This window comes from Algibacter sp. Ld11, assembly GCF_045066735.1.
GTDB lineage: Bacteria > Bacteroidota > Bacteroidia > Flavobacteriales > Flavobacteriaceae > Algibacter.
The window spans coordinates 1-25269 of sequence record NZ_JBISHH010000009.1; the positions used below are offsets into that span (position 1 = coordinate 1).

A 25269-nucleotide genomic window follows, 5' to 3' on the forward strand; every position below is an offset into this window, starting at 1 on the left:
TTATACGTAACCGTTGGTATCCATAGTCCACTCTGCTCTAAAAAAAATATAACTGCTCAAAAGTGGTTTAAAAAAAATTCTTTAAAATCTTACTCAACCGACTTCTGACAAACCAAAACGCAACTGTTGCGTATGACTAATTTCACTCTTGAGAACTAAAACTAATAAAAAATTAAAACTGACTTCTGACAAGTAATTCGCAAAGTTTACGCGCGACTGACTTTACTCTTGTGTTTTAAAAATTCTGACTCGTGTAAAGCAATACGAAACTGCTGCTTCGGACTGATCTTTGTTGCGAAAAAAAACTCAAGTATAAATCTAAAGTTTCGTGAGAAAATAAAACTACGTATACCAACATTGTATAAAAATAATGCTTAGTTTAGTACCAAATCAAGAGTAAATGCGTGTTTGCTTGCATCTGATTTTCCTGCGGAAAATCCTCGCACACAAACAACGCACTATTCTTATACGTAACCGTTGGTATCCATAGTCCACTCTGCTCTAAAAAAAATATAACTGCTCAAAAGTGGTTTAAAAAAAATTCTTTAAAATCTTACTCAACCGACTTCTGACAAACCAAAACGCAACTGTTGCGTATGACTAATTTCACTCTTGAGAACTAAAACTAATAAAAAATTAAAACTGACTTCTGACAAGTAATTCGCAAAGTTTACGCGCGACTGACTTTACTCTTGTGTTTTAAAAATTCTGACTCGTGTAAAGCAATACGAAACTGCTGCTTCGGACTGATCTTTGTTGCGAAAAAAAACTCAAGTATAAATCTAAAGTTTCGTGAGAAAATAAAACTACGTATACCAACATTGTATAAAAATAATGCTTAGTTTAGTACCAAATCAAGAGTAAATGCGTGTTTGCTTGCATCTGATTTTCCTGCGGAAAATCCTCGCACACAAACAACGCACTATTCTTATACGTAACCGTTGGCATTCATGTCTCACTCAGCTCGAAAAAATATATAAACGAGCTTAAAAGTGGTTAAAAAACTCACTCAACTGACTTCTGACCATTTAAAGCGCAACTGTTGCGTACGACTGACTTTACTCTTGCGCAAAACATCTGACTTTTGACAAACGAAACGCAAAGATTACGCGCGACTGACTTTACTCGTGCTCAAAAAACTCTCACTTTTCTAAATTCAAACGCATATTTGTCGTAAAATAAGTCCGACAAAAAAACACGCATGCCAACATTGTATAAAAATAATGCTTAGTTTAGTACTCAATCAAGAGTAAATGCGTGTTTGCTTGCATCTGATTTTCCTGCGGAAAATCCTCGCACACAAACTACGCACTATTCTTACACGTAACCGTTGTGGTGCATTTCAATAACCTGCAAATAAATGATTAAAACTAGACATTGTGAGTTATGCAAGTATCCTAAAAGAGATTTAAAAAAAGGATTAACATGTGGTTTGACAGACAAAAAACCCGATTTTAAAGATTTTTGTTCTGATTTAAAATTCAGTAATGATTTTAAAGATTATCTACCTGAATTATTAGAGGAAATTGAGTTAGTCAATAAAAAGAAAACATCTGTTTACATAAGTTTCTCTCTATTCTGTGTGATTGGTTTAGCTATAATAATTGGAAGTTATTCGAGATTAGAACAAACTTTTAAAATGGAATTTAATCATTCTAGTTGGCACTATTTCATAGGCACTTTTTTGATTTACTTAATTGGAGCTTTTTTTATTTCCACAGGTTACCAAAATCTCTACAAACACAAAAAGTTATCGCAAAAACTAAAATCTGATAAGGAAGAAATAGATATGGTTATTAAAAACTATAAATCTGATGTGGAGAAAATAATAAATCTTGAAAAATAAAAAATGAAACTATTCAAAAAAATATCCTTGATTGGGATTGTTTTCCTTTTGGTTAGCTGTTTCTCAACAGAAACAAAAAATGCTGAAAAGGCATACAAGTATTGGTCTGGCAATGAACCACCGAAAGAAATTGAATTGATTAAAGGCGAATATTATCAATCACCTCATTTTACACTCGAATATGAGTTATTCCTTAAATTCAAATCGGACAAAAAATGGTTTGACGAATTTGTTGAATTTAACGGACTTGAAGTTGATACGGTTCGAAACGAATGGCAAAGTTGGGCTAAATTGCCAGAATGGTTTAAACCTGACCAAAACTATCTGATTTATGCAAAAGACCAAACAGACGAATTTGAACGTTCAAGATATTTAAGAAATCCTAAAACTGGCATTAGTTATATCTATGAAACTGTGGGAATGTGAAAATAAAAACGACACCACAACACTATATATATAGCAAATTGAGCGATTAGTGTTTAATCAAAAGGTCTGTTTCTATTTGCAGAGTCGCCAAATCTTTTGATTTGGTATTAAAGAGAAAAATTAAAACAAAATACAAAAGATTTGGCTTGTGGCTTACCCGAAAGTAATCGCTTATTTTCTGCCCAACTTGCCATATATTTAACGTTGTAAAGCATTTAAGAAACGAATCTACATATGAAAAAAACAATCATCTACTTTTTAATAATCGCGTTTTCTCAAAATGTTTTTAGTCAGAATAATGAATATGACAAAGGCTTAGTAGATTTAGCAAAAACATATAAAAATTTTCATTTTAGAGGTGACCCACCAAGTAATGTTTATGAAGAAATAAAATCAATTCCATCAAAAAAACTATTAACAGCTAAAAAATTTATAACGGAAGTTGTTACATCCAATAATAAACTATTAACAACTGAATTTTTAACTAAGCCAGACTCAGTTACCTTAAAAAGTTTATACATAATTCGGGGTGTAAATTGGAATATGCACGAAGCTGAGGCTAAAGACAATATGGCAATAGTTGATTCTCTTAGAAGTGAAAATACAAATTATCACGAATTAGTTTCTTGTTATTATGGTATGTTATTCTCTGCAATTGGAAATAAAAACAAACCATTTGATTTATCAGAGGTTAATCTTAATTTAAGAGACTACAATCTCTCTGATGATATAGAAAAAGGAATATTTTTCTTAACAAGTATGAGAACTTTTGGCACAATGATTTGGGGTTATATTAATGTCCCTAAACCACCGAATTATAAAAAGGCTCTCAATTATATTAATAAGTACCCTAAATACAATGGAATTAAATATTACAGGTTTACCGACTTAAACTTCAAGGATTTTAAATTAACGACCGACAAAAGAAAACCAAAAGAAAGTTATAAAAATTACTATATAAATAAATACATTGAAACTTTAATGTACCATTCCTTGTGCTTATCGGAAAAGAAAAAATACGGAAAAGAGAAAGATAATTTATTGCTTGAATCTATTCTAAGAAATGAATCCTATTGGAAATACACAAAATACAAACCAACTTTGGAAAAAATATTTAGGAAAGTAAAAGAATAAAAAACGCTTTACAACACCGTATAAAAATAATGCTTAGTTTAGTGCTTAATCAAGAGTCCGTGCACTTTTGTTACGTCTGATTTTCCTGCGGAAAATCCTCGCACACAAAACCGCACTATTCTTATACATAAACGTTATGCCACATTAACCAAAAATTACGCAAATAAAAAAATGACCTTAGAAAAATTTTTCTCATCAGAATTGATTCTTGAAAATGATTCAATTTTATTGCGTCCTTTATCAATCAATGATATTGACTCAATTGAGCAAATAAGTTACAATAAAGAATTAGGCGAATTTGGAGCAAGAGTAAAAAACAGAAATGATTTAATCGATTATTTCGACTTCTGTTTGAAAGCAAAAAAAGAAAAAGAATTATACCCTTTAATAATTATAAATCGGAAAAATAATAACCCAATCGGATTGACAATGTTTGGAAATATTAGTTTTCAAAGTAAAAGACTAGAAATAGGTTGGACTTGGATTGGTGAAAAATTTCAAGGAACTGGTATTAATGGAATTTGTAAAGGACTACTTTTAGACTATTGTTTTGACAATTTAAATCTACGAAGAGTTGAATTTAAAATAGACATAAATAACATAAAATCTCAAAAGGCGGTAGAAAAAATTGGAGCTTTTAAAGAAGGACTTTTAAGAAATTACAATATCCAATCTTACGGAGAAAGCAAAGGAACTTATGTCTACAGTATACTTAAAGAAGAATGGAAAAATAAAATTTAATATATCCAAAAGGAAGAAATAAAAACGTGGCATAACACCGTATAAAAATAATTGCGGTTTAGTGCTAAAACAATGGCAATTGCGGGTTTGCCTGCATCTGATTTTCCTTCGGAAAATCCTCGCATACAAACCCGCAACTATCCTTATACATAAACGTTGTGCATAATACGGAAATCGTGCTAAACATCAACATTTGAACTAAAAAAGCCATCGCACAAACAGTACATTTATTTTTTTTGCCAACGCGAAAAGCCAACGCTTAAAAAAACAAAAGAGCTGTTTCTTTGCCAACGCTAAATCCGTTCTTGACAATCGGAATAAAGAACTTTGCAACACCATTGCATTGAAATTTATTTATCTTTGTGCCAATGAAATTTATAACTATCATATTATCATTAATAATACTTGTTTTGTCAATCAAACCTTGTTCTGACGGAAATAATGCCGAAGACCTGCACAAAGACGAAATAAGCGCTGAACACAATCATCAAAATGATAGTGATGATACTTGTCCTATAACTTGTATTTGTAATTGTTGTGGAATCGCAATTACATATCAACCAATTCAAACTTTTGAATTAGGTGTAAACAATCAAATTTCTACAGAAATATTATCTGATTATCAATCAATCTACAGATTTAATTTTCTTTCCAATATCTGGCAACCGCCACAATTAATTAGCTAAAAGTTCAAAATCTTTAAGTTAATTAATATTTACATTTTCAATGAATAAATACATATTGAGCGTAACGCTCACGATTATAATGTGCTTTTTTGCCAAAGCACAAACATCTGACCTACAAATAAAAGTAGTTTCAGAAACTGAAAACGAGCCATTATTAGGTGCAACAGTCTATTTTGAGGAATCAGAAAAAGGAGCAGTAACGGATTTTGACGGAATTGCAACTTTTAACGAAATTCCGAATGGCGAACATATTATCATAGTTTCTTTTTTAGGCTTTGAAACTCTAAAAACAACTATTAAAATCCCAAGTAATTCAGACTTGATTTTCAAATTAAAAAGCGGTGGAAACGAATTGGATGAAGTTGTATTACAATCTTCAAGAAGTACAAGAACCGTAAAAAAAATTCCAACAAGAATTGAATTTATTGGAGTTGAGGAATTGGGAGAAAAAGCAATTATGAATCCAACCAATATTTCAATGGTTCTACGTGAAAGTACAGGAATACAAATGCAACAAACATCTTTAAGTAGTGGAAGTACAAACATTAGAATTCAAGGTCTTGATGGTCGTTACACACAACTTTTAAGAGATGGATTTCCACTTTATGGAGGCTTTTCAAGTGGTTTGAGTATTTTACAAATTCCACCTTTAGACTTGCAACAATTTGAAATTATTAAAGGAAGTTCATCTACACTTTATGGTGGTGGAGCAATTGCAGGTTTAATAAATATGGTATCAAAAACACCAGACGAAGAACCTGCTTTAGACATTATGCTTACACAAACACAAGCATTAGGAAGTACTGCAAATGTATTTTACAGCAAACGGAATGAAAAGTTTGGTATTTCGCTTTACGGTTCAGGTCACTATCAAAAAGCTTATGACCCAGAAGATGATGGTTTTAGTAATTTACCAAAAACTAAATCTATTTCATTTAATCCAAAATTCTTTTATTATCCTTCTGACAAAACTACGTTTTGGTTAGGTCTAAACGGAACTTATGACGATAGAATTGGTGGAGACATTACTAAAATAGAAAGTGGCGAAAATGGAATTCATCAATACACAGAGGAAAACATTTCAAAAAGATTGAGTAGTCAAGCAGTTTACAAAACTCAAATAGATTCTATTAGTTCTTTAAACATTAAAAATAGTGTATCCTTTTTCGATAGAAATTTAACGATTCCCAATTTCAATTTTGATGGTAAACAAACGAACACATTTACAGAAATCACTTATCAAAGAGAAACATCAAGAGCAGATTGGATTTTTGGAGCAAATTTATATACTTCAAACTTTGACGAAAATGATAATGCAACTTTACAACGTGACCAAAAAGACATCACTTACGGAATGTTTGCTAACAATATTTATGACCTTTCCGAGAATTGGATTTTAGAAACTGGATTGCGAGCAGATTACAATACTGATTTTGGCTTTTTTCCACTTCCAAAAATTTCATTGCTTTATAAAAATGATAGCGGATTTTCAAGCAGAATTGGTGGTGGTTTAGGTTACAAAATTCCAGATATTTTTACGGAAGAGGCTGAATTTATAAACTTTGAAAATGTACTTGGCATTGATAAGTCTTCATTAAAAGCAGAACGTTCCTATGGTGTAAATCTTGATTTCAACTATCAAACACGTTTATTTGAAAACATTGGTTTTTCTATTAATCAACTTTTTTACGTTACTGCTATTAATAACGGTTTGCTGTTAAATAGTACTGACAGCGGAATGTTTGCATTTGAAAATGCAACTGATGAAATTTTAAGCAAAGGAGCAGAAACAAATATTAAGTTTACTTATAAAGATTTTAGATGGTTTTTAAATTATGCTTTTATAGATACAAAATTGAACTATTTAGCTGGAAATCCACAAAAACCATTAACTGCAAAACATAATGCAGGAAGTGTTTTAATGTACGAATCTGAAAAATGGCGTATAGGTTATGAAACTTTTTACACAGGAAAACAATTTCTATCAAACGGAACAGAAACTACAGATTTCGTAACAATGGGTTTACTTTTAATGAGAAACTTTAAATTTGGTAGTGCATTTGTGAATTTTGAAAATTTCACAGACAGAAGACAAAGTAGGTTTTCTCCTTTAGTTTTGCCACCACACGAAAATCCAGAATTTCCAGAAATCTATGCACCAACAGACGGTTTTATTTTTAGCGTTGGAATTATTATTAAACCGTTTGGGAACGAAGACCACGATTAATTATGAAAACAATTGAAGAATTTTTAGAGTCAAAAGATATTCGAGTTACTGCAATGCGTTTATTAATTTATAAGTTCCTTGCCGAAAAACAAGTTGCAGTTACGTTAAGCGATATAGAAAATGCTTTTGAGAAAGCAGATAGAACAACATTGTACAGAACTATTAAAACATTTGAAGAAAAAGAGATTGTGCATCAAATAGACGATGGCACAGGAATTACGAAATATGCTTTGTGCGAAAAGGGTTGTAATTGTGAGATTGAAACCGATTTGCATTTGCATTTTCATTGTAATAACTGTAATGAAACCATTTGTTTAACTGAACATAAAATCCCTCAAATAAAAGTGCCTGATGGATTTGTTTCAGAAAACGTAAACTTGGTTGTAAAAGGTATTTGCGATAAATGTAGCGGACAATAAATGCACTTCCATTGCATTGGTTATTATAGCATTTTTACATAAAATTAGAAATTATGTTATTATTCGCTTATCTCATATTGTATTTTTTATTGGTCTTTGTTTTAAGGTCTGTATTACTTTGGAAAAAAACTGGAATAAATCCATTCACATTTGAAAAAACAGATAATGCACACGACTATAATGGTAAGGTTTTTACATTTATCACAGTTCTTGAGCTAATTGTTGTAGGAATCTATGCTTTCAAAGAAGAATGGTATGTATATTTACTCCCTTTTTGGTATTTGGAAAATCAAACTTTACAGAAAATTGGATGGGTACTTTTGTTAGTATCGCTGATTTTTGTTTGGTTTTCTCAAAGCCAAATGGCAAATTCTTGGAGAATCGGAATTGATGAAAACAACAAAACCAAATTGGTAACAAAAGGAGTATTTTCAATTTCAAGAAATCCTATATTTTTAGGAATAATGATTACGAATATTGGGTTATTCCTTGTAATTCCTAATGCATTTACATTACTAATAATTTCATTATCTACTTTAAGCATAAATACACAAATACGATTGGAAGAAGAATTTTTAAAACGTGAATTCGGAAATGAATATATAGAATACGCTGAAAAAGTAAGGAGATGGATTTAGTTATAGAATTAAAATAGTTATTCGGAATTGCCAACGCATAAGCCATACACATTTACAGTCGCATCATCCAAGCTTCGTCAAAACTGTAAAAGAGTATGTCTTGCCAACGCTAACATTTGAACTAAATAACAAACATCTGAAAACCAAGCTGAACGTGAAAAGCACTATGCACAACAAAGTATATAATCCATTGCTAGTTCTAGCCTACTTACGAATATTCCTGCGGAATATTCTATTCCGTTTTTATTTGCTAAATTAGTTGCTTATACACGCAACGTATCATATACAAAACCGTTGTAAGTAATTTATTATTACTCTAGATCCTGTTTGAATAATTCCCCATCAAATTCGGGCTATAAAACTTATGATCTACATGAGTAACAAAAATACTATCATACTTAGAATTATTTTAAGCTCCTGCACTCTTCTATCTTAAAAAAACTGCCAAAAAACTAAATTAAGCGTCAAACGAACGTTCGTTTGACGCTTAATTTAGTAATACTGAAACAGTATTGTTTTGATTAAAATCTTTGCTGTGAATCATCATTCTATAAAGATTAGCATAACCAGTATAAGAAACAGTTCTTTCATTCTATAAGCATTAAGAAATTGAAAAAATCAGTAATACAAAATCTAATACTCCATTATACTTGAGAGTACCACCCTTTAAGAACTCAAAGATTTTAGTTTTACATCATTTAAATCCCATTCCACTAGTGACGATAAATTACTCACACTCATTATTTTATTAATTGGATTAGCAATCGTATCTAACCATGATTGTTCTAAGTTTTTAGGTTTCGGTAAATCTAATTTTTTACCATTATTAACATCACTTAATAGACCTGAAACATAATTATGTAAATTATCCCAATAGCATTCTAAATTAGTCACTATGCTTTTTGAAAACTCATGACTTTCATTAATAGAAGCCATTTCAGCCACAGCATTATTAAGAACTTGTAAATCACGCTCTATAGGACTGAGTTTTTCAGTTAACTTTTGAATTTCATTAATTAACTTAATAGAATCAATATCCAAAGCAATCACACTAACACCAGCCTCAACAGCATTCATAGCCAAAATAGCACCTGTTTTTATAGCATCTCCATACTTTTTAGAACCTGCACTTAGAGCAATAGCTACTCCATTTTTCACTACGTCTTTAGCTTCATTCAATGCAAGCTCTGAGACCTTTTTATTATTAGCTTTAAGTTTAGTTTGCAATTCTGCTCTTTTACTTTCCAAATCATCAGTGATTTTAGTTAAACTATTTAATGAATTTTTAGCAGTACTGTAGGCAGCCTCTAGTATTACTTTATACGATGTAAGATCACCTTCGTAAATTACTAATGCACTTAAGGCTTTCTTAGTATTCAACTGTTTGTTTAGCAAAAGATCCTTAAGTTTTTGCAAACTCTTACTAAGCCGTTTGTGATTACCAGCTGTATAATGATGGTGTATGTATTCGTAATAACTATGAAATTCTACGCTAGCAAAATGTTGCAAATCCGTAAATATTTTAGTGATATTATTCTCTGTTATACCAAACCAATCACCAGATAAACTTTGAATATGTGGATATTCATCATTTATTTTTTTTTGTAACATGTTGATTTCACCAACTAATTGAATATCTGTTATACCAGTTGTGCTTAATTTAGGAATAGCTAGCTGCTCAACATAATCAGCAAAGTTTCTAGTAAACTGAATAGTTGCCATAGCTGGAATCATTTCAATAATATCGTCGTGAGGTAAAAAATCTATTTTTCCCATTATTTTAAATTTAATATTAGTCAGATTTCGTTTGAATACTATGATTTATTATCCACCAATAACTTTATATAAAAAGGAGAATTAGGATCTGAAAGAATCTGAGCCCATTTACCATCATTAGCCATTGTTCCCCATTTCGGGTCTATCACAGGGTCATTTGCAAAAGCATCTGGCCCCATAAGGTTATGAATACAACTAGTGAGTTCGGTAAAATCACCACTTACTAAACCATAATCTAATTCTAAACTTTGGGCATCACCTAAGTCACTTATAAAACCTTCCATATCTTGAAGACTAGCATTTATAAAAGTTCTTATATTCCCTATACCTTGAGACAAATTTTCTAATCCTGACACCATAGCCTTAATTTGGGAAGCATATTGCTTACAAGCAAAATATGGCAAGAGAATGGACTTTTCGGCTTGAGAAACAAAAACTTGGGTTTGTTCAAGGTCTACCTTCGTCATCTTTTTTGCTTTATCCATTGTTAATTCTGCTTCCCCGACACCTACACCTGCCGCTGCTGCCCAACCCACAGGATTCCAAAAATTAGTAATAGCAATTAAACCGCCAACGATACCAATAGCCACCTGACCTACCGTTTCCCAAGCAATTTCTGCCTGTAAATTACCAATATCATTATTTAATGAATTTATTTGAGAGTCCAGTTTTTGTGCTGCTTGGCATTCCGTTAGGTTTGATAAATCTAATTTTGCTCCGTCAGCATATGGTATAGCTCCTTGCATATTGGTAAAATCAGAATTTAAATTGCTAACATCACTATTAAGTTCCTTATGTATCGCATCAAAAGAATTCGCTGGAATTTTAGATTCAAGATCAGCTAATGACTTATCTATACTATTTAAGTATTTAGAAACCTTTCCTATAGTTTCAGGACTCAATGGGTTCGAGCTAGCTTTTACAGCATTATAAATAGCCTTAACAGAAAGCCCACCTATTCGTGAAAAATGCCATATTTGACCTAGAACTGCATCGGCATCATGTACCTTAATTAAAACTTTTTGTGAATCATTTTGAATCTTGACATAATGATTTTTTAAACTTACATTTATGGCGTCTAGTTGTAATATTACGTCAGGGTCTAATTTCCCTTTTGAATTACTAGTAACAATGCTTGGAATAGGACATTGTTGAACGTAGTTAATAAAGTGTGACATCATTTTCTGAAATGCCACGATATTAAATGTTCCTTTCACAAATGCCTTTCCTGGCACTAAGGCTTTAAATCCTTTCTCAGTAATTGAAGTTCCCATAATAGTTATTAATTTTAAGTTATATTTAATTGATTATTTAATGTTTTTTATTGCGGCCCAGTCGGTCTCTACTAAATCAATATATAGACTTGCGATGTCTTTATCATGTGTATCTACAAGTGCATGTATATCCGTTTCTAATGACAATAAGAGACTCGATAAATTATCCCAAAATCTATTTTGATTATCCAACTCATTAACAAAATTTTTTACACTCCCCACAATGCTAGTTGCCGCTCCTATAGCTATAGAGTTTGCATTATATTGTAGTTGAATTTGAGCTAGAGCACGTTCATCAGCCTTTAATTTATCTTCTAATTGAAAAGTAACGGCATCCCAAATAGTTTCTATCACCCCAGAAACAGTATGAGTTCTTGCTTTAATTTTTTGAATAATTTCATTTCGCATGTTTTTTAATAATTGATCATCATCCTTTATTGCTAGCTTCTCACTACCTAATTCTGAAATTAATTTATTGAGTTGTTGCTCATATAAATCTAAATCATTGGTTATGCCTTCTTTAATCGTTTTATTAATTAAATTTGATTGAGCTATTGCTGTTGAAAAAGCTCCTTTTAATAGGGTGATATCTACTTGAGGTTTTTGCAAAACGTCACATAATTGAATCATATGTTCTCCAAAAGCTTTAGTTTCCATTTGTGCCACATTTAAAGAAGCCTCTAAGTCTGAACCTATTGTTTCTAGCTTAGGTACTAAACGATCTCTGATATCCACAGCAAAATTATAGGCCGTTCCAGAAAGTGTATTAATTTTAGAGTGCATTTTAATATTTTTGTTGAATACTTGAATATTTTTAGATAGCACATTAATATTCTTAAAACTTAAGGTGAATTTCTTAGACGGAGCAAGATTTGCAAAACCCATAAAAGTGCAGTTTATTTAATTAAGATGAAAACTATATTCCTTTTCTTGAATAGAGACTATTATAAAATCACAACCAAATCATTATCTCTATCTCAAAGTGTAAATATAGGTTGACAAACACCTGCCTAAAAGAGTATAAACCCTTGATTTAAAAACAAGTAGAAACACTTGAAACAAAAAACAATCTTCATTATCCCATATGATTATTTAATCAATACAATTAATATTAAACTCCAAAACAAATTCAGTTTGAAAATTTATTCTATCCGAGGTGTTTGTTATGATTAACTTTTAATATATTTAACAAATATTCTTCCCTAAAGAATCTCGAAATGATTAAATAAGCTTATGCTTCCATTTTGAATTTTATATCATAAATAATTTATAAAAACAAATAGCTTTAATAACACCTTAAGTAAAGGTCTTATTGATCATATAAGATATATATAGTTAGTATTAACTATATACAATTGTTACCTGCAAGCAAAAAAATATAAATGGATAAATACAAAAGTATTCTAAATAACATAACCAGATATGTTCAATTATCAGAGGATGAAAAGCAACAATTCACATCAATAATAAAAACTACCAGAATAAAGAAACGTCAATTTATTATTCAACCAGGATACATTTGTGAATATCGCAATTATATTGTTCAAGGTGCGGTAAGGGTTTTTCATTTTGATGAATATGGAAAAGAACAAACTGTAAGTATCGCCATTGAAGATTATTTTTTTTCAGATTTTGCAAGTTTAATTCATCAAGAACCTGCGACACATTTTGCAGAAGCATTAGAAGATTGTGTTATTTTTCAAATGAAACACCAAGATGTAGAAAGGCTTTGTAAAGAAATTCATAGTCTGAGTCAATTTTTCAGATTTCTTACAGAAAGAGCCTTAGCTAGTTCTATAAAACGCATTGTAGGTAATATTGGAAACACTTCAGAGGCAAGGTATTTGACATATGCAAACAAATACCCACACATTGTAAATCGAGTTCCCCAATATGTAATAGCTTCTTATTTAGGTATTTCGGCGGAATTTTTAAGCAAAATACGCTCTCGTCCCATTAAGAAATCTTGAACCAGTTCAAGATTATAGCTTGTCATAGTTCAACCTTATTTCCTGTCATAGTTCATTTTTATTGTTATTTAATTGATGCAACTTTGTGATATAATTTAATAATATAATCATAAAAATTTATCAAAATGGACAATTCAACAATTCCTTCTTATCAAGAAGGCTTAAAAGAACTTAAGGGAAATCTTTCAAACATGCTTCCTCCCGAAGCACTTGAGATATTTGGTAATGATGCCCAAACGCTACATGAGGAACACAGCTCTATTTTAAAGCTTAAAATTGGAGATAAAGCACCTGATTTCACGTTATCAAATGCAATTAACGAACCTGTTAATTTGTATGACATTCTAAAAAATCAAAAGGTTGTTCTTACTTTTTATAGAGGTACTTGGTGTCCGTACTGTAATTTAGTGTTAGTTCAGTATCAAGCCGTACTACCAGAAATGAATAAAGCTGGAGCAACAATGATTGCTATTTCTCCTCAAACTCCTGACCAGTCTATGAGTATCAAAGAGAAGAATGCACTTCAATATGAGGTTTTAAGTGATAATGGAAATATTGTATCCAAACAATTTACTACAGTTCATAAAAATCCTGAAAAATCATTAGCTAAAATGAATGAATTAGGTTTTGATTATGATAGTTTTTATGCAGATGAAAATAGTGAGATTCCTGTACCTGCTACATTTGTCATTGAACAAGATGGAACTGTTTCTTTTGCAAAATCTGAAGGTGGAGATTACAGAAATAGAGTAGAAGCTTCTGATATTATTAACGCTTTAAATAAATAAAAATGAAAATGCAATTCATTAAAATTACAGCGTTTGTATTGGTATTATTTGCAACAAATATCCAAGCGCAAGACGCTAGAGAATTAATTACGAAAGTAGTAGATGCCAATGGCGGAAGTAATGCATTACATAAGTTAAAGGATATATCCTTTGATTATACTTTTAAGGTCTTGGCAAACAATATTGAAGACGTTTCTAAAGAAAGGTACATTTTCAATAAAGAGATTTCTTTTGCCCAGTATACCAAAAGACAAGTTTATGCTATTCCACAAATGAAAGGAGTTCATACACAATTCTTTAACGGCAGTAAAACCATATCTAAATTGGATGGTAAAGTTATTACGGAACAACAGCCCGCTTATATAGGTCATTCACTTAGAAAGACAAACTATTATTGGTTTGCAATGATGTTTAAACTATTAGATCCAGGAGTTAATCATAAATTGTTACCATCAAGAAATGTAGATGGAATTAATTATAAAGTTGTTGAAATGACTTTTGGAGAAAACGTAGGAGATGCTAGTGATAAATACGTTTTGTATATTAATCCAAAAACCTATAGAATTGATCAGTTTCTATACACAGCACTGGCTTTTGGAGCAAAGGATCCAAGCCTGATGAAAGTTAAGTACGAGAAAATAAATGGAATTTACGTGACAACTTATCGCAAATATGCACCGGCTAATTGGGATGGAAAAGTTATAAAGGAAACTTGGACTGAACAATTTACTAAAAACATCAAATTTAATAATGGTTTTGATTTAAATAATATTCAAAAGTCTTTATAAACCATTTTAGTTAATAAAAATTCCTAAGAATTTCAATGAACTTAAAAGACATATTTAAATATTTTTAATTAATTTTGTAATGATTTGTACAAAATAACGACAAACCTTAAAAAAAGGTGTATAATTGAAGGTGTTTAGATATGTCTTATAAGAAAACAAAGAATTAAAAATAGTGTCAAAATGAACGATGAAACAATAGTAAAAATAGTGCTTAACAATTGGTCTACAACCATTGCACGAGCCAACGTTTTATTTGATAATTTATCTGAAGAAAAATTATTAACGAAAGTAGCACCAAATCGTAATACAGGTCTCTATATATTGGGACACTTAATAGCTGTTAATGATATGTTACTTCCATTATTGAATTTGGAAAAATCAATGTATCCTGAATTAAAAGATAGTTTTTTAAAGAATCCTGATAGTGCAAAAATCCAATCTCATAAGGTTGCGGATTTACGTCAAAATTGGACAACAGTAAATTCTAAATTACAAACGCATTTCGACAATTTAACAGTAAACGAATGGCTTCAAAAACATGGCTCAGTTTCTGCTGAGGACTTTATCAAAGAGCCACATCGAAATAGACTGAATGTTGTTTTAAGTCGCACAAATCATCTAAATTATCATTTAGGTCAACTTATATTTTTAAAAGACTAAGTATGTAGCATAAATTAGAATAATCTTGGTTTAAAGATAAAAACATAATAACAAGAAACATTTAACTAGTATTAGGATATTGATAAAACTATTAAATAATAAAGATGGCAGGTAGACCCAAACATTATAAAGACGAAGAACTTATTGACAGCGCAATAGGAGTATTCTGGAGTAAAGGATATACTGCGGCATCTGCACAGGATTTAATGAGTGCTATGGATATTGGACAAGGCAGTTTTTACCGTTCCTTTCCTGGAGGAAAGAGGGAACTTTATCAAAAATCCTTGAAACAACAGATGGAAAATACGATACATCGCTTTAATCGAGAACTTGGACAAAGTGAACATCCGATAAAGTATCTTAAAGTTTTTTTTAAATCGATTGCTACCCGTCCTATCGCTAAAATAGAAAATGGATGCTATTTTGGTAATTCAATTATAGAAATGGGTAACCTTGATGAGGAAACAAAAGAGATCTCTGTTAATCTGTTGTCAAAAATGGAAGCTAGTATAGAAAAAGCAATCTCCAAAGCACAACAAGAAGGAGAGCTAAAAACTAAAATAACTGCAAAAATGATTGCTTTATATCTTGTGAACTTGTGGAATGGAATAAATATTACGCAAAGAACCAATTCAAATAAAGAGCAAATACAAGAACTTATTGATATGAATTTAAAAATATTACGATAAGTTTTTTTAATCAATTTTGTAACGTTTAGTACAAAATAAAACTATAAATTAATTAATAATTAAAATTTTAAAACAATGATAAATTTTCAAGTACCAACAAAAGAAACAGTGAGCCCAACGAATCAGGCTATTTTTGAACAACTGGAGAAAAAGGTAGGCTTTCTACCAAACTTATATGCCACCTATGCACATAGTGAAAATGCATTAAAGAATCATTTAGATTTTAGCGCTGTAAATACTTCTTTGAATAATAAAGAAAAAGAAGTGGTAAACCTCGCTGTAAGTCAAGTAAACGAATGCCTTTATTGTTTGGCAGCGCATACAGCTATTGGAAAAATGAGTGGCTTCACAGATGAACAAATTCTAGAAATAAGAAAAGGACAAGCTTCTTTTGATAACAAATTAGATGCATTGGCAAAATTGGCTAAAAATGTAACAGAAAACAGAGGGAAGACTGACCCAGCAGTAATAGAAAACTTCTTTAACTCAGGTTATACCAAAGAAAACTTAGTGGACACCATTGAACTAGTAGGGCTTAAAACCATTTCTAATTACTTGCATAGAACAACGGGTGTACCTGTCGATTTTCCGTCCGCTCCGGAATTAAAGCTTACGACCATTTCGTAAATATCATTAACAAACCCATTGTGTTACAATGGTAACACAATGGGTCATTAACACAATACTATGAAAAGTATAAATCAAAATATCGGATTATTAATTCTAAGGATAACTGTGGGAGGACTGCTCCTATTTCATGGAATAAAAAAAGTTGTTGACGGACATGATTTTGTCAGAAAAGTTTTGTCAGATGCAAATTTGCCAGAGTTCTTATGGTTGGGCGTACCTGTGGCGGAAGTCGTAGCCCCAATTTGTTTAATTCTAGGAATATTAACAAGGTCTGCCTCTTTATTAATTTCATTTACCATGGTGATGACTATTTATCTGGCATATGGTTGGGCAGGTTTTGAGCTTAATCAATATGGTGCATTTAAAATAGAACTCAACTTATTCTTTTTATTTACCGCATTGAGCATTTACTTCACTGGAGCTGGTAAACATGCACTCTCTGAACGTTTATTCAATTCAAACATTAAATTAAAAAACTTATAAAATTATGAAAAACTCAATTTTGTTCATCCTATTTCTAGGATTAATAGGTACAGTTAATTCACAAAATTTAACTGATAATTCTGATAAAGTAACTAATCATAAAACCAATAATTATTTAGAAACTACCCATCGTAAAATAGAAGTTAATGGGCTTTCTATTTTCTATAGAGAAGTAGGAGATCCTGCTAAAGAAACCATATTAATGTTACATGGTTTTCCAAGTTCTTCATTAATGTATAGAGATGTAATGAAAAAATTAGCAAAAGATTTTCATGTTGTTGCACCAGATTATCCAGGGTTTGGTTTCAGTGACGCACCATCTATAAAGGAATACGAATATACTTTTCACAATATATCCTTGCTAATGGATGCTTTTGTTGATAAGCTAAATTTAAATTCTTATTACATTATGATGCAGGATTATGGAGGCCCAATTGGGTTTAGAATGGCACATCGCCGTCCAGAAAAAATTAAAGGTTTTATTGTACAAAATGCCAATGCATATTTTGAAGGATTAAGTGGTGAATGGGCTAAAAAGTATAGTACTATGCTTGAAGCTGGAGATACTGAAGGCGTACTTAAAATGCAGAACTGGTGGATGTCTTTAGAGGGATTAAAAGAGATGTACTTAGGTGGAGTTAAAGACTCTTCAAAAATTGATCCTATATCATATTTGACAGATGAAGCACTCTTGAGAAGAGAGGGCATTAATGAAATACAAATAACATTACTAAATAACTACGGAAGTAACTTTGATAAATATGGAGAATGGCAAAAATACTTGAAAGATAATCAACCTCCTACCATTATTGTTTGGGGTATACATGATAAATTCTTTAGTGTAGAGGGAGCAAAAGCTTATGCAAAAGATTTAAAAAACGTTGAAACTCATTTAATTGACGGTAGTCATTTTTTATTGGAAGAACATTCAGGTAAGGTCGCAGAACTTATTACAAAATTTACACAGAAAAATTAATTTTAATCAAATTCATAAACAAGTAATTAAAATGGAATTAATAAACAATTTGAATTGGCGTTATGCCGTAAAACAGTTTGATCCTTCAAAAAAAGTAAGTAATGAAGATATTGAACTTATTAAAGAGGCTATCCGATTATCCCCTTCTTCTTTTGGATTACAACCCTACAAAGTTTTCATTATTGAGAATGAAGCGTTAAAAGAAAAACTAAAACCTGCAGCATGGGGACAAGCACAAATAACAGATGCTTCTCATCTTTTTGTTTTTTGTAGTTATCAAGACCTTAAAGAAATACATGTGGATGAGCTGTTTGAATTAAAATCCAAAGCATATAACAAAGATATATCTGAGTTAGAAAGCTATGTTTCGTTTATAAAAGGTTCAGTAGCTAAAAAGTTACCAGAGATTAGAAGAGTTTGGAACTCCCGTCAAGCATACATTGGATTAAGTAATTTGGTAAATGCCTGTGCGGAACTAAAAATTGATGCATGCCCTATGGAAGGGTTTGATCCTAATGCAGTAGGTGAACTATTAGATTTAGATAGTAAAGGATTAGATGCAGTAGTATTAGCAGCAGTAGGGTATCGTTCTAGTGAAGATAAAAATCAACATTTTCCAAAAGTTCGTAAATCTAAAGAAACATTGTTTGAGTCTATATAAATACCCAGCAGGTAACAATAGCATTGAGAATGTCAAAAATTATATTCATATTACTAACAACATTCATTATTTGCTCTTGATAGTGGAAAAAAGGAAAAACGAGAAACTAAACCAAAATCAGAGTCAACAATTCAATCCAAAACTAAAATCAAGTCCAAATCGAAATTGTATACTGATTACTCAAAAGCTGCTGAACTTTTTGCAAAAGATGCATTAAATAAAAATATCAAAATCTACACTTTTGATTTATAAAACTTGGAAAATCTAAAATACTTGGGAATTTTTCAATCTGACGGAATATGAAGAATAATTACTTATTCAAAAGAAGAACTATCCTAAAAACTCTGAATCGAATTATTATGAACATTTTATACTTTTTGTTGCTTTTTATAAAGAAAAAGCCTCTGCTCAAAATACCTTTAATCGAATTCGAAAAGAATCAGCTTATTGATTTTCTAATTTAAATGCATTAAGCGGAGAATTAGCAGACAAAGTTAAAGTCCTAACAATTGGAGTAAAACCAGATGGTATGAGTAAAAGAAAAGAAAAACAGATTTTTAGCTTAATTAAAACTTGTCGTGAAACACCAATTGGTGGAAATTGGACGGACTATGAAAATAAATTTTTAGAATACATAGTTGTAAAAAAGAGAAGAAATTCAACTCTTTAATGCGAATTGCGGAATGGATAAATATTTGATTAAAAAAAGAAAAGCCAGCAGGTAACACTATATATAGCAAATTGGGCAATTAATGCTTAATCCAAAAGTTGTTATCTATTTGCGAAATCGCCAAATCTTTTGATTTGGTATTAAAAAGAAAAATTAAAACAAAATAAAAAGATTTGGCTTGTGGTTAAACCGAGAATAATTATTTATTTTCTGCCTAACTTGCCATATATTTAACGTTGTACAATATTAAAGAATGACAAATTTAGACAAGTTATTAACCCATAATTTTGTTACTAATTTATTAAATGATAGTAAATTAATACTAATAGATTATGACTACAAATTATCCGATATTGAATTAATTAAAGACCCTGATTTTTCGGAGTTTGAATACTACATACACAATACAGGATTTTATGGAGTTCATTTGTTAGAATTGTGCAAACAACTTGAAAATGCATTAGAATTATTTTCTAACTTCAACTATTCAAAAAAGGAAATAAGCAGAGGAGACCATATAACTTACAATATTGAAAATTACATAATCCGTCTTTCTTCTCTAACAGACAGAGTGTTACAAACAATTAATGCTGTATTCCATTTAGGAATTGACGAAAATGATGTTAATGAAAGAGTTATAATAAGAAACATAAAAGTATCAAGAACTGAAACGACAAAACACTATAATAAATTTAAAAATACTTTAAACGGTTATAGTCGTGAGAGAAATACAATTATTCATAGACACTCATATCTTGATAATCAATTGAAACGAATCCAGATGTTTTATCATTTAGAATTTACAAAAAAAATATTAGATAATAAACCATATTTTAAACATTTTAGAAAAAAGGAATTATCTGATTTCATTAAAGAAAAAAAAGAGGAATATCATAAAACTAATGAAAATTGTTTTGAAAGTATTTTACCAATATTTGACGAATTGAATTCACATTATGAAAAAATGAAACGGAAATTAAAATAACATTGTACAACACCGTATATAATTTATTGCTAGTTCTAGCCTACTTACGAAAATCCTCGCGGATTTTCTATTCGGTTTTTATTTGCTAAATTAGGTGCTTAAACACGCAACAAACCATATACAAGACCGTTGTAAAACATTTGAGGATTGAACATACAATGAACAAATTCTACATTCTATTATTTAGTATTTTAATTTTAACCTCTTGCGGAAATAAACGAGAAGGAGAAGAAAAGACAGGCTTGCTTTCCCACTTATTTAGCCTTAGTGACAATGAGGCAAACGGAATTGATGAAATCTTAGAATTTTATGGTGGTAGTTGTGAATATTTATTTGGAGTAAGTGCTTCAACTAATGAAGGAACAAAAAAATACTTCGAAATTAAAATAAGTCAGAGCGATGCTATTGACGAGTTATTAGATAAAGTTCACCTTCCTTCTTCAAATATTGCTTATAGATTCTATAAAAACTTAAAAGAGGAAAAGAAAAATTATGACATAATTAAAGTTATACTTATTTCATCAAACAACAAAAAAGAAGAATTTGACTTTCCGATTACTTTCCTTGAAAAAGCTGAAAAAAGAATTAAAGTTGCTGAAAGGACAATTAGTCTGATAAAGGAAAAACAGTTTGAGGAATTAAAAAAAATGTTTAATGATGAAATTTCCCTTTTAGAAAAAGATGAATTTATTCTTCGCTTAAAGGAAATTGAACCTCAATTAGGAAACATACTTGAATTTAGACTATTTGGATTTAAAATAACAAAGATAAAAAACGTTGAATCAATTCATGTTTCTGCGGCCATTATTAGAGATAAACAGAGTAACGAATATAGTGTTGATTTAGAATTTAATTCAGACAAGTACGAAGTATCTCAGATACAATATGAACTATAAATCAAAAACGTTTTACAACACCGTATAAAATTAATTGCTAGTTTTTGCTCACTTGGAAAATTCCTTCGGAATTTTCTCTGGTAAGTATTTGTTTACTAAATTAGTTGCTAAACCACGCAACTAATCTTATACATCAACGTTGTGCAACATTAAAAAAACCAATAGTCTTGGATTGAAATATGGGAATTTTAGACCTTTTTAAAAGAAAACCAAAACCTTCTGAATTTAAGTGTTCGACTTGCGGAGAGATACACGACGAATTGCCGGCACTCGGATTTATATCACCTTTATATTACGATACTTTAAATAAAAAAGATAAAGAAAATATTGCTGAATTATCAAGTGATTTTTGTGTCATAACTCACGAAGACCAAACGGATAGATTTATAAGAACAACTTTGACTATTCCGATTAATAAAGTTTGCGAGGACTTGGATTACGGAATCTGGGTTTCTTTGAGTGAAAAGAGTTTTAACGAATATCACTCTGAATTTAAAGATAACGTAGAAGGAAAAACATATTTCGGAATGATTAGCAATGAAATTCCAGATTACGAAGAAAGTACTTTAGGACTTCACGTAAATGTGAATACTCGAAGTGGAGGAATAAGACCAGAAATATCAGTTCATCGAATTGAGCACGATATAATTTCGGATTTAGAAAATGGAATTTCGATTGAGGAAGCCGAAAAAAGAATAGAACGAATGAAAAAAACGTTGCACAACACAGTATAAAAATAATGCTTAGTTTAGTGCTCAATCAAGAGTAAATGCGAGTTTGGCTGCTTATGATTTTCCTTCGGAAAATCCACGCACACAAACTACGCACTATTCTTATACGTAACCGTTACCACCAATTTGAAAAATGAACGAAATCACAGAAATTTTTAATAAATATTCAAAAATAGATTTATCTGATTTTTCAAAAACGGAAAAAGAACTAAATGAATTCATAATTAAATTTTCCAAAGATTTAGGAGAATTAATTGACTTACTTTCAAGAGTAATAAATCACGAAAAGCACCCGAATTATTATAGCTTAAACGAATCTACAATTGTTGGTTCCATTACAAGAATTGTAAAGTTTTACCAAGAGTATGTGAAATATCACGAATTGAATAAACTTGAAATTCAATCATTGTTTGCTAGACCAATGTATGAATCGTTTATAATCACAAAGTATTTAATAAAAAACGGAACTGAATCACAACGCAACTTTAGATTAGTTTCTTATCGAGCAAGATATCAAAACTTTAAAAAATTGATGGAATTAGATGATAATGAACATCCGATAATTAAACGTCAATTAATGAAATTGGAAACTAAACTAGAAGTTGATGGATTTACTATCGAAGATTTAGAATTAGAAGATAATAAACGGAATAACAAAAAGTGGAAACTAGACGGAAAATCATTTTGGAAAATTCATAGTGAAGTTGACAATGAAGATTTATATTCATTTATTTATGGTGTTGGTTCTGATGCAGTTCATGGAAACTGGCAAGAAATATTTGACTTTCATTTAACAAGAAAAGAAAATGGATATTTCGGATTCCTAAATTATGAGAAATGTGATTGCAGAGTAATCGTTCCAATGAACTCAATAGTTATAGAAAGTCTTTTGGAGTTTATGAATTGGAATGAGTGTCTTACGGACGAAATTGAAAACGGACTTATGAAAATGAATGAAATTAGCAACTCATTTTATACGATTTGGGAAGAAAAATTTGGAGAAATATTAGAATAAAAACTGGTGGTAACACCGTATATAATTTATTGCTAGTTCTAGCCTACTTACGAAAATCCTCGCGGATTTTCTATTCGGTTTTTATTTGCTAAATTAAGTGCTTAAAACACGCAACAAACCATATACAAACACGTTAGTGGCAAATTGCATTTAGCAAAAGAATAAAACGAAAAAATATGAATTTTAAAAAACTCAAGATTCCTTCTATCATATTATTGGTGATTGTAATAATAGTAGCAATTATCTATATTCCTACGATTAGAAAGGCTATCCTTTTCAAGGAAGCAATGGCTTTAGATAATTTGGAGCACACATTTATTAATATGGATGAGAATCTTCCTATTAAGATAGTTTATAAGGCTAACAAACCATTTGTATTTCCTCGTATAAATAACATTACACTACCATCAAATTTTGTTTACAAGAAATCTGAATTTGACACCAAAAAGTATATTGACTCTTCTTATACACAAGGTTTTCTTTTCATTCAAAATGACACCATTCAATATGAAAATTACTGGAGAGGACAGCAAGAAGATACAAAACACATATCTTGGTCAATGGCAAAATCCTATGTTTCTGCTTTATTTGGCATTGCAATTGAAGAAGGCTATATCAAAAGCATAAATCAAACTGTTGATGAATATTTACCAGAATTAAAAGGCTCAGGATATGATAATGTAAAAATAAAAGATGTCTTACAAATGTCCTCAGGTGTTAAATTTAATGAGGATTATAGTGATCCAAAGTCAGATATTAATAGATACTGGGAAGGTTTTGTGTTTGGGGGCTCTCAAGACGAATTTGCCGCTACTTTAGAAAATGAAAGACCACCAGGCACCTATAATAAATATGTAAGTATAGATACACACGTATTAGGTATGATTATAGTCAAAGCTACGGGTAAAAGCTTAGCAGAGAATTTGGAAGAAAAAATATGGAAACCTATTGGTAATGAGTACGATGCTTATTGGTTAGCCGATGGATACGGAATGGAGCAAGCTAATGGAGGACTAAATGCTTCGTTAAGAGATTTTGCTAAATTAGGTAGACTATATCTTAATAAAGGCAATTGGGAGGGTAAACAAATTGTACCTGCTAAATGGATTGAACAATCGACAAGTATTACTGAAGAATATTTAATGCCCCAAAGCGAAAATTCCGAATCCAAAGGTATTGGGTATGGATATCAATGGTGGATACCAGATGGAACGGAAGGAGAATTTATGGCTATTGGTGTTTTTAATCAACACATCTACGTCAATCCAACAACAAATACTATTATCGTAAAAAATTCAGCAAATAAGAATTATTATGATGGTAATAATCCATATGCTTCAACAAGGACACACCTCGAATTATACAGAAAATTAGCACATTTGAACGAATAAAATCAGCCACTAACACCGTATATAAAAAATAGCGGTTTAGTGATAAAAAGAAAGTAAATAAATATAAAAAAAGGTCTGTGTTAAACCGAAAATTTAGTGTTTAAAATCCGCTACTTTTCATATACAAGACCGTTAGCCATAATTAGAAAAAAAATGAGATTACGAATCAAAAGCACAAATTTGACTTTAAAAATAATAAGTTGGATTCAACTAATTGGAGGTATTACAGGAATCGGTTTAATGGCTTATTTGATGTTAAATACGGGAGAATTAAACGGAGCAATTCTTTTGATTTTCCTTTCTGGTCTAGCCTTATTTATATTCTCAATATACGCTGGAAAAAGACTATTATGTGAACGCACGAAAAAAGCTGGAATTATTTTATCCGTTATAAATCAAATATTACAAATAATTCAATTCGATATTAGTGGAAATGGACTTAGTTACAGCTCAGGAATTGAGTTTCTTGTCGGAATTAAAAATAATATGTTGAGTTTCGATTTTGGAATAATTAAATCAAGTTTCAATATGTCTATTAATACAGATTCTACGGGTTTTGAATTTATGATAAATTTTGCTGCGATAATTTTAATAATTGTGCTACTTGACATTTGGAAGGAATTTAGAGAAGAAAATAAAATAACTATGGCTAACACCGTATAAAAATAATTGCGGTTTAGTGCTAAAACAAAGGCAATTGCGTGTTTGCCTGCATCTGATTTTCCTTCGGAAAATCCTCGCATACAAACCCGCAACTATCCTTATACAT

Annotated in this window: 27 protein-coding genes; 24 read left to right on the forward strand and 3 right to left on the reverse strand. The window is 30.7% G+C overall.

Going from position 1 to position 25269, the window contains the following annotated elements; translation table 11 throughout:
• The first annotated feature begins 1360 nt into the window (after nt 1–1360).
• The 8 genes from ACJJV4_RS04585 (at nt 1361) to ACJJV4_RS04620 (ending at nt 8117) form a co-directional block, all read left to right on the forward strand.
• A complete protein-coding gene (locus ACJJV4_RS04585; protein ID WP_405292293.1) occupies nt 1361–1846 on the forward strand; it encodes a hypothetical protein in 486 nt (161 codons plus the stop codon).
• Between the two features lie 3 nt (nt 1847–1849).
• Complete coding sequence (locus ACJJV4_RS04590) at nt 1850–2272, forward strand: hypothetical protein (protein ID WP_405292294.1); 423 nt, start codon at nt 1850–1852, stop codon at nt 2270–2272.
• 234 nt (nt 2273–2506) lie between these two features.
• Nucleotides 2507–3406: a hypothetical protein gene (locus tag ACJJV4_RS04595; RefSeq protein ID WP_405292295.1), complete on the forward strand. Its 900-nt coding sequence runs from the start codon at nt 2507–2509 to the stop codon at nt 3404–3406.
• Nucleotides 3407–3577: 171 nt separating this feature from the next.
• Complete coding sequence (locus ACJJV4_RS04600) at nt 3578–4147, forward strand: GNAT family N-acetyltransferase (protein ID WP_405292296.1); 570 nt, start codon at nt 3578–3580, stop codon at nt 4145–4147.
• A gap of 368 nt (nt 4148–4515) precedes the next feature.
• Nucleotides 4516–4833, forward strand: a complete 318-nt coding sequence (locus ACJJV4_RS04605; RefSeq protein ID WP_303403032.1) for a DUF6660 family protein — start codon at nt 4516–4518, stop codon at nt 4831–4833.
• Between the two features lie 40 nt (nt 4834–4873).
• Nucleotides 4874–7060 (forward strand): TonB-dependent receptor, encoded by a 2187-nt coding sequence (locus tag ACJJV4_RS04610; protein ID WP_405292297.1) that lies wholly within the window; start codon nt 4874–4876, stop codon nt 7058–7060.
• 2 nt (nt 7061–7062) lie between these two features.
• The gene (locus ACJJV4_RS04615) at nt 7063–7479 is read left to right on the forward strand and encodes a Fur family transcriptional regulator (RefSeq protein WP_303403036.1); all 417 of its coding nucleotides are present in this window, start codon (nt 7063–7065) and stop codon (nt 7477–7479) included.
• A 53-nt stretch (nt 7480–7532) separates the two neighbouring features.
• Nucleotides 7533–8117: an isoprenylcysteine carboxylmethyltransferase family protein gene (locus ACJJV4_RS04620; protein WP_303403038.1), complete on the forward strand. Its 585-nt coding sequence runs from the start codon at nt 7533–7535 to the stop codon at nt 8115–8117.
• 666 nt (nt 8118–8783) lie between these two features.
• Here the strand turns inward: ACJJV4_RS04620 and ACJJV4_RS04625 are convergent.
• From ACJJV4_RS04625 to ACJJV4_RS04635, 3 genes are read right to left on the reverse strand one after another with little or no spacing between them, the layout of a single operon-like run.
• Entirely contained in the window at nt 8784–9893 is a 1110-nt protein-coding gene (locus tag ACJJV4_RS04625; protein ID WP_405292298.1) for a hypothetical protein, read from the reverse strand.
• Between the two features lie 38 nt (nt 9894–9931).
• Complete coding sequence (locus ACJJV4_RS04630; protein ID WP_405292299.1) at nt 9932–11167, reverse strand: hypothetical protein; 1236 nt, start codon at nt 11165–11167, stop codon at nt 9932–9934.
• A gap of 33 nt (nt 11168–11200) precedes the next feature.
• Entirely contained in the window at nt 11201–12052 is an 852-nt protein-coding gene (locus tag ACJJV4_RS04635; protein WP_405292300.1) for a hypothetical protein, read from the reverse strand.
• A 497-nt stretch (nt 12053–12549) separates the two neighbouring features.
• Here ACJJV4_RS04635 and ACJJV4_RS04640 point away from each other — a divergent pair, with 497 nt between their 5' ends.
• The 16 genes from ACJJV4_RS04640 (at nt 12550) to ACJJV4_RS04715 (ending at nt 25163) form a co-directional block, all read left to right on the forward strand.
• Nucleotides 12550–13137: a Crp/Fnr family transcriptional regulator gene (locus tag ACJJV4_RS04640; RefSeq protein WP_405292301.1), complete on the forward strand. Its 588-nt coding sequence runs from the start codon at nt 12550–12552 to the stop codon at nt 13135–13137.
• Between the two features lie 191 nt (nt 13138–13328).
• The gene (locus tag ACJJV4_RS04645) at nt 13329–13925 is read left to right on the forward strand and encodes a peroxiredoxin-like family protein (RefSeq protein WP_405292302.1); all 597 of its coding nucleotides are present in this window, start codon (nt 13329–13331) and stop codon (nt 13923–13925) included.
• 2 nt (nt 13926–13927) lie between these two features.
• Nucleotides 13928–14713, forward strand: a complete 786-nt coding sequence (locus tag ACJJV4_RS04650) for a DUF6503 family protein (RefSeq protein ID WP_405292303.1) — start codon at nt 13928–13930, stop codon at nt 14711–14713.
• Nucleotides 14714–14893: 180 nt separating this feature from the next.
• Nucleotides 14894–15373, forward strand: a complete 480-nt coding sequence (locus ACJJV4_RS04655) for a DinB family protein (RefSeq protein ID WP_405292304.1) — start codon at nt 14894–14896, stop codon at nt 15371–15373.
• 104 nt (nt 15374–15477) lie between these two features.
• On the forward strand, nt 15478–16062 hold the full coding sequence (locus ACJJV4_RS04660; RefSeq protein ID WP_405292305.1) for a TetR/AcrR family transcriptional regulator: 585 nt from the start codon (nt 15478–15480) through the stop codon (nt 16060–16062).
• Nucleotides 16063–16137: 75 nt separating this feature from the next.
• A complete protein-coding gene (locus ACJJV4_RS04665) occupies nt 16138–16689 on the forward strand; it encodes a carboxymuconolactone decarboxylase family protein (RefSeq protein ID WP_405292306.1) in 552 nt (183 codons plus the stop codon).
• Nucleotides 16690–16749: 60 nt separating this feature from the next.
• Nucleotides 16750–17175, forward strand: a complete 426-nt coding sequence (locus tag ACJJV4_RS04670; RefSeq protein ID WP_405292307.1) for a DoxX family protein — start codon at nt 16750–16752, stop codon at nt 17173–17175.
• 4 nt (nt 17176–17179) lie between these two features.
• Nucleotides 17180–18151: an alpha/beta fold hydrolase gene (locus tag ACJJV4_RS04675; protein WP_405292308.1), complete on the forward strand. Its 972-nt coding sequence runs from the start codon at nt 17180–17182 to the stop codon at nt 18149–18151.
• Nucleotides 18152–18182: 31 nt separating this feature from the next.
• Nucleotides 18183–18812 carry an NAD(P)H-dependent oxidoreductase gene (locus ACJJV4_RS04680; RefSeq protein ID WP_405292309.1) on the forward strand — a complete coding sequence of 210 codons (630 nt, stop codon included), beginning with the start codon at nt 18183–18185 and terminating at the stop codon, nt 18810–18812.
• Between the two features lie 529 nt (nt 18813–19341).
• The gene (locus tag ACJJV4_RS04685; RefSeq protein ID WP_405292310.1) at nt 19342–19482 is read left to right on the forward strand and encodes a hypothetical protein; all 141 of its coding nucleotides are present in this window, start codon (nt 19342–19344) and stop codon (nt 19480–19482) included.
• Nucleotides 19483–19735: 253 nt separating this feature from the next.
• A complete protein-coding gene (locus tag ACJJV4_RS04690) occupies nt 19736–20467 on the forward strand; it encodes a Cthe_2314 family HEPN domain-containing protein (protein ID WP_405292311.1) in 732 nt (243 codons plus the stop codon).
• 158 nt (nt 20468–20625) lie between these two features.
• On the forward strand, nt 20626–21363 hold the full coding sequence (locus tag ACJJV4_RS04695; protein ID WP_405292312.1) for a hypothetical protein: 738 nt from the start codon (nt 20626–20628) through the stop codon (nt 21361–21363).
• 179 nt (nt 21364–21542) lie between these two features.
• On the forward strand, nt 21543–22097 hold the full coding sequence (locus ACJJV4_RS04700) for a DUF2199 domain-containing protein (RefSeq protein ID WP_405292313.1): 555 nt from the start codon (nt 21543–21545) through the stop codon (nt 22095–22097).
• Nucleotides 22098–22227: 130 nt separating this feature from the next.
• Nucleotides 22228–23109, forward strand: coding sequence for a DUF5677 domain-containing protein (locus ACJJV4_RS04705; RefSeq protein ID WP_405292314.1), 882 nt, complete (start codon nt 22228–22230; stop codon nt 23107–23109).
• 287 nt (nt 23110–23396) lie between these two features.
• Nucleotides 23397–24500: a serine hydrolase domain-containing protein gene (locus ACJJV4_RS04710; RefSeq protein ID WP_405292315.1), complete on the forward strand. Its 1104-nt coding sequence runs from the start codon at nt 23397–23399 to the stop codon at nt 24498–24500.
• A 153-nt stretch (nt 24501–24653) separates the two neighbouring features.
• Entirely contained in the window at nt 24654–25163 is a 510-nt protein-coding gene (locus tag ACJJV4_RS04715; protein WP_249755481.1) for a hypothetical protein, read from the forward strand.
• Nucleotides 25164–25269 lie beyond the last annotated feature (106 nt).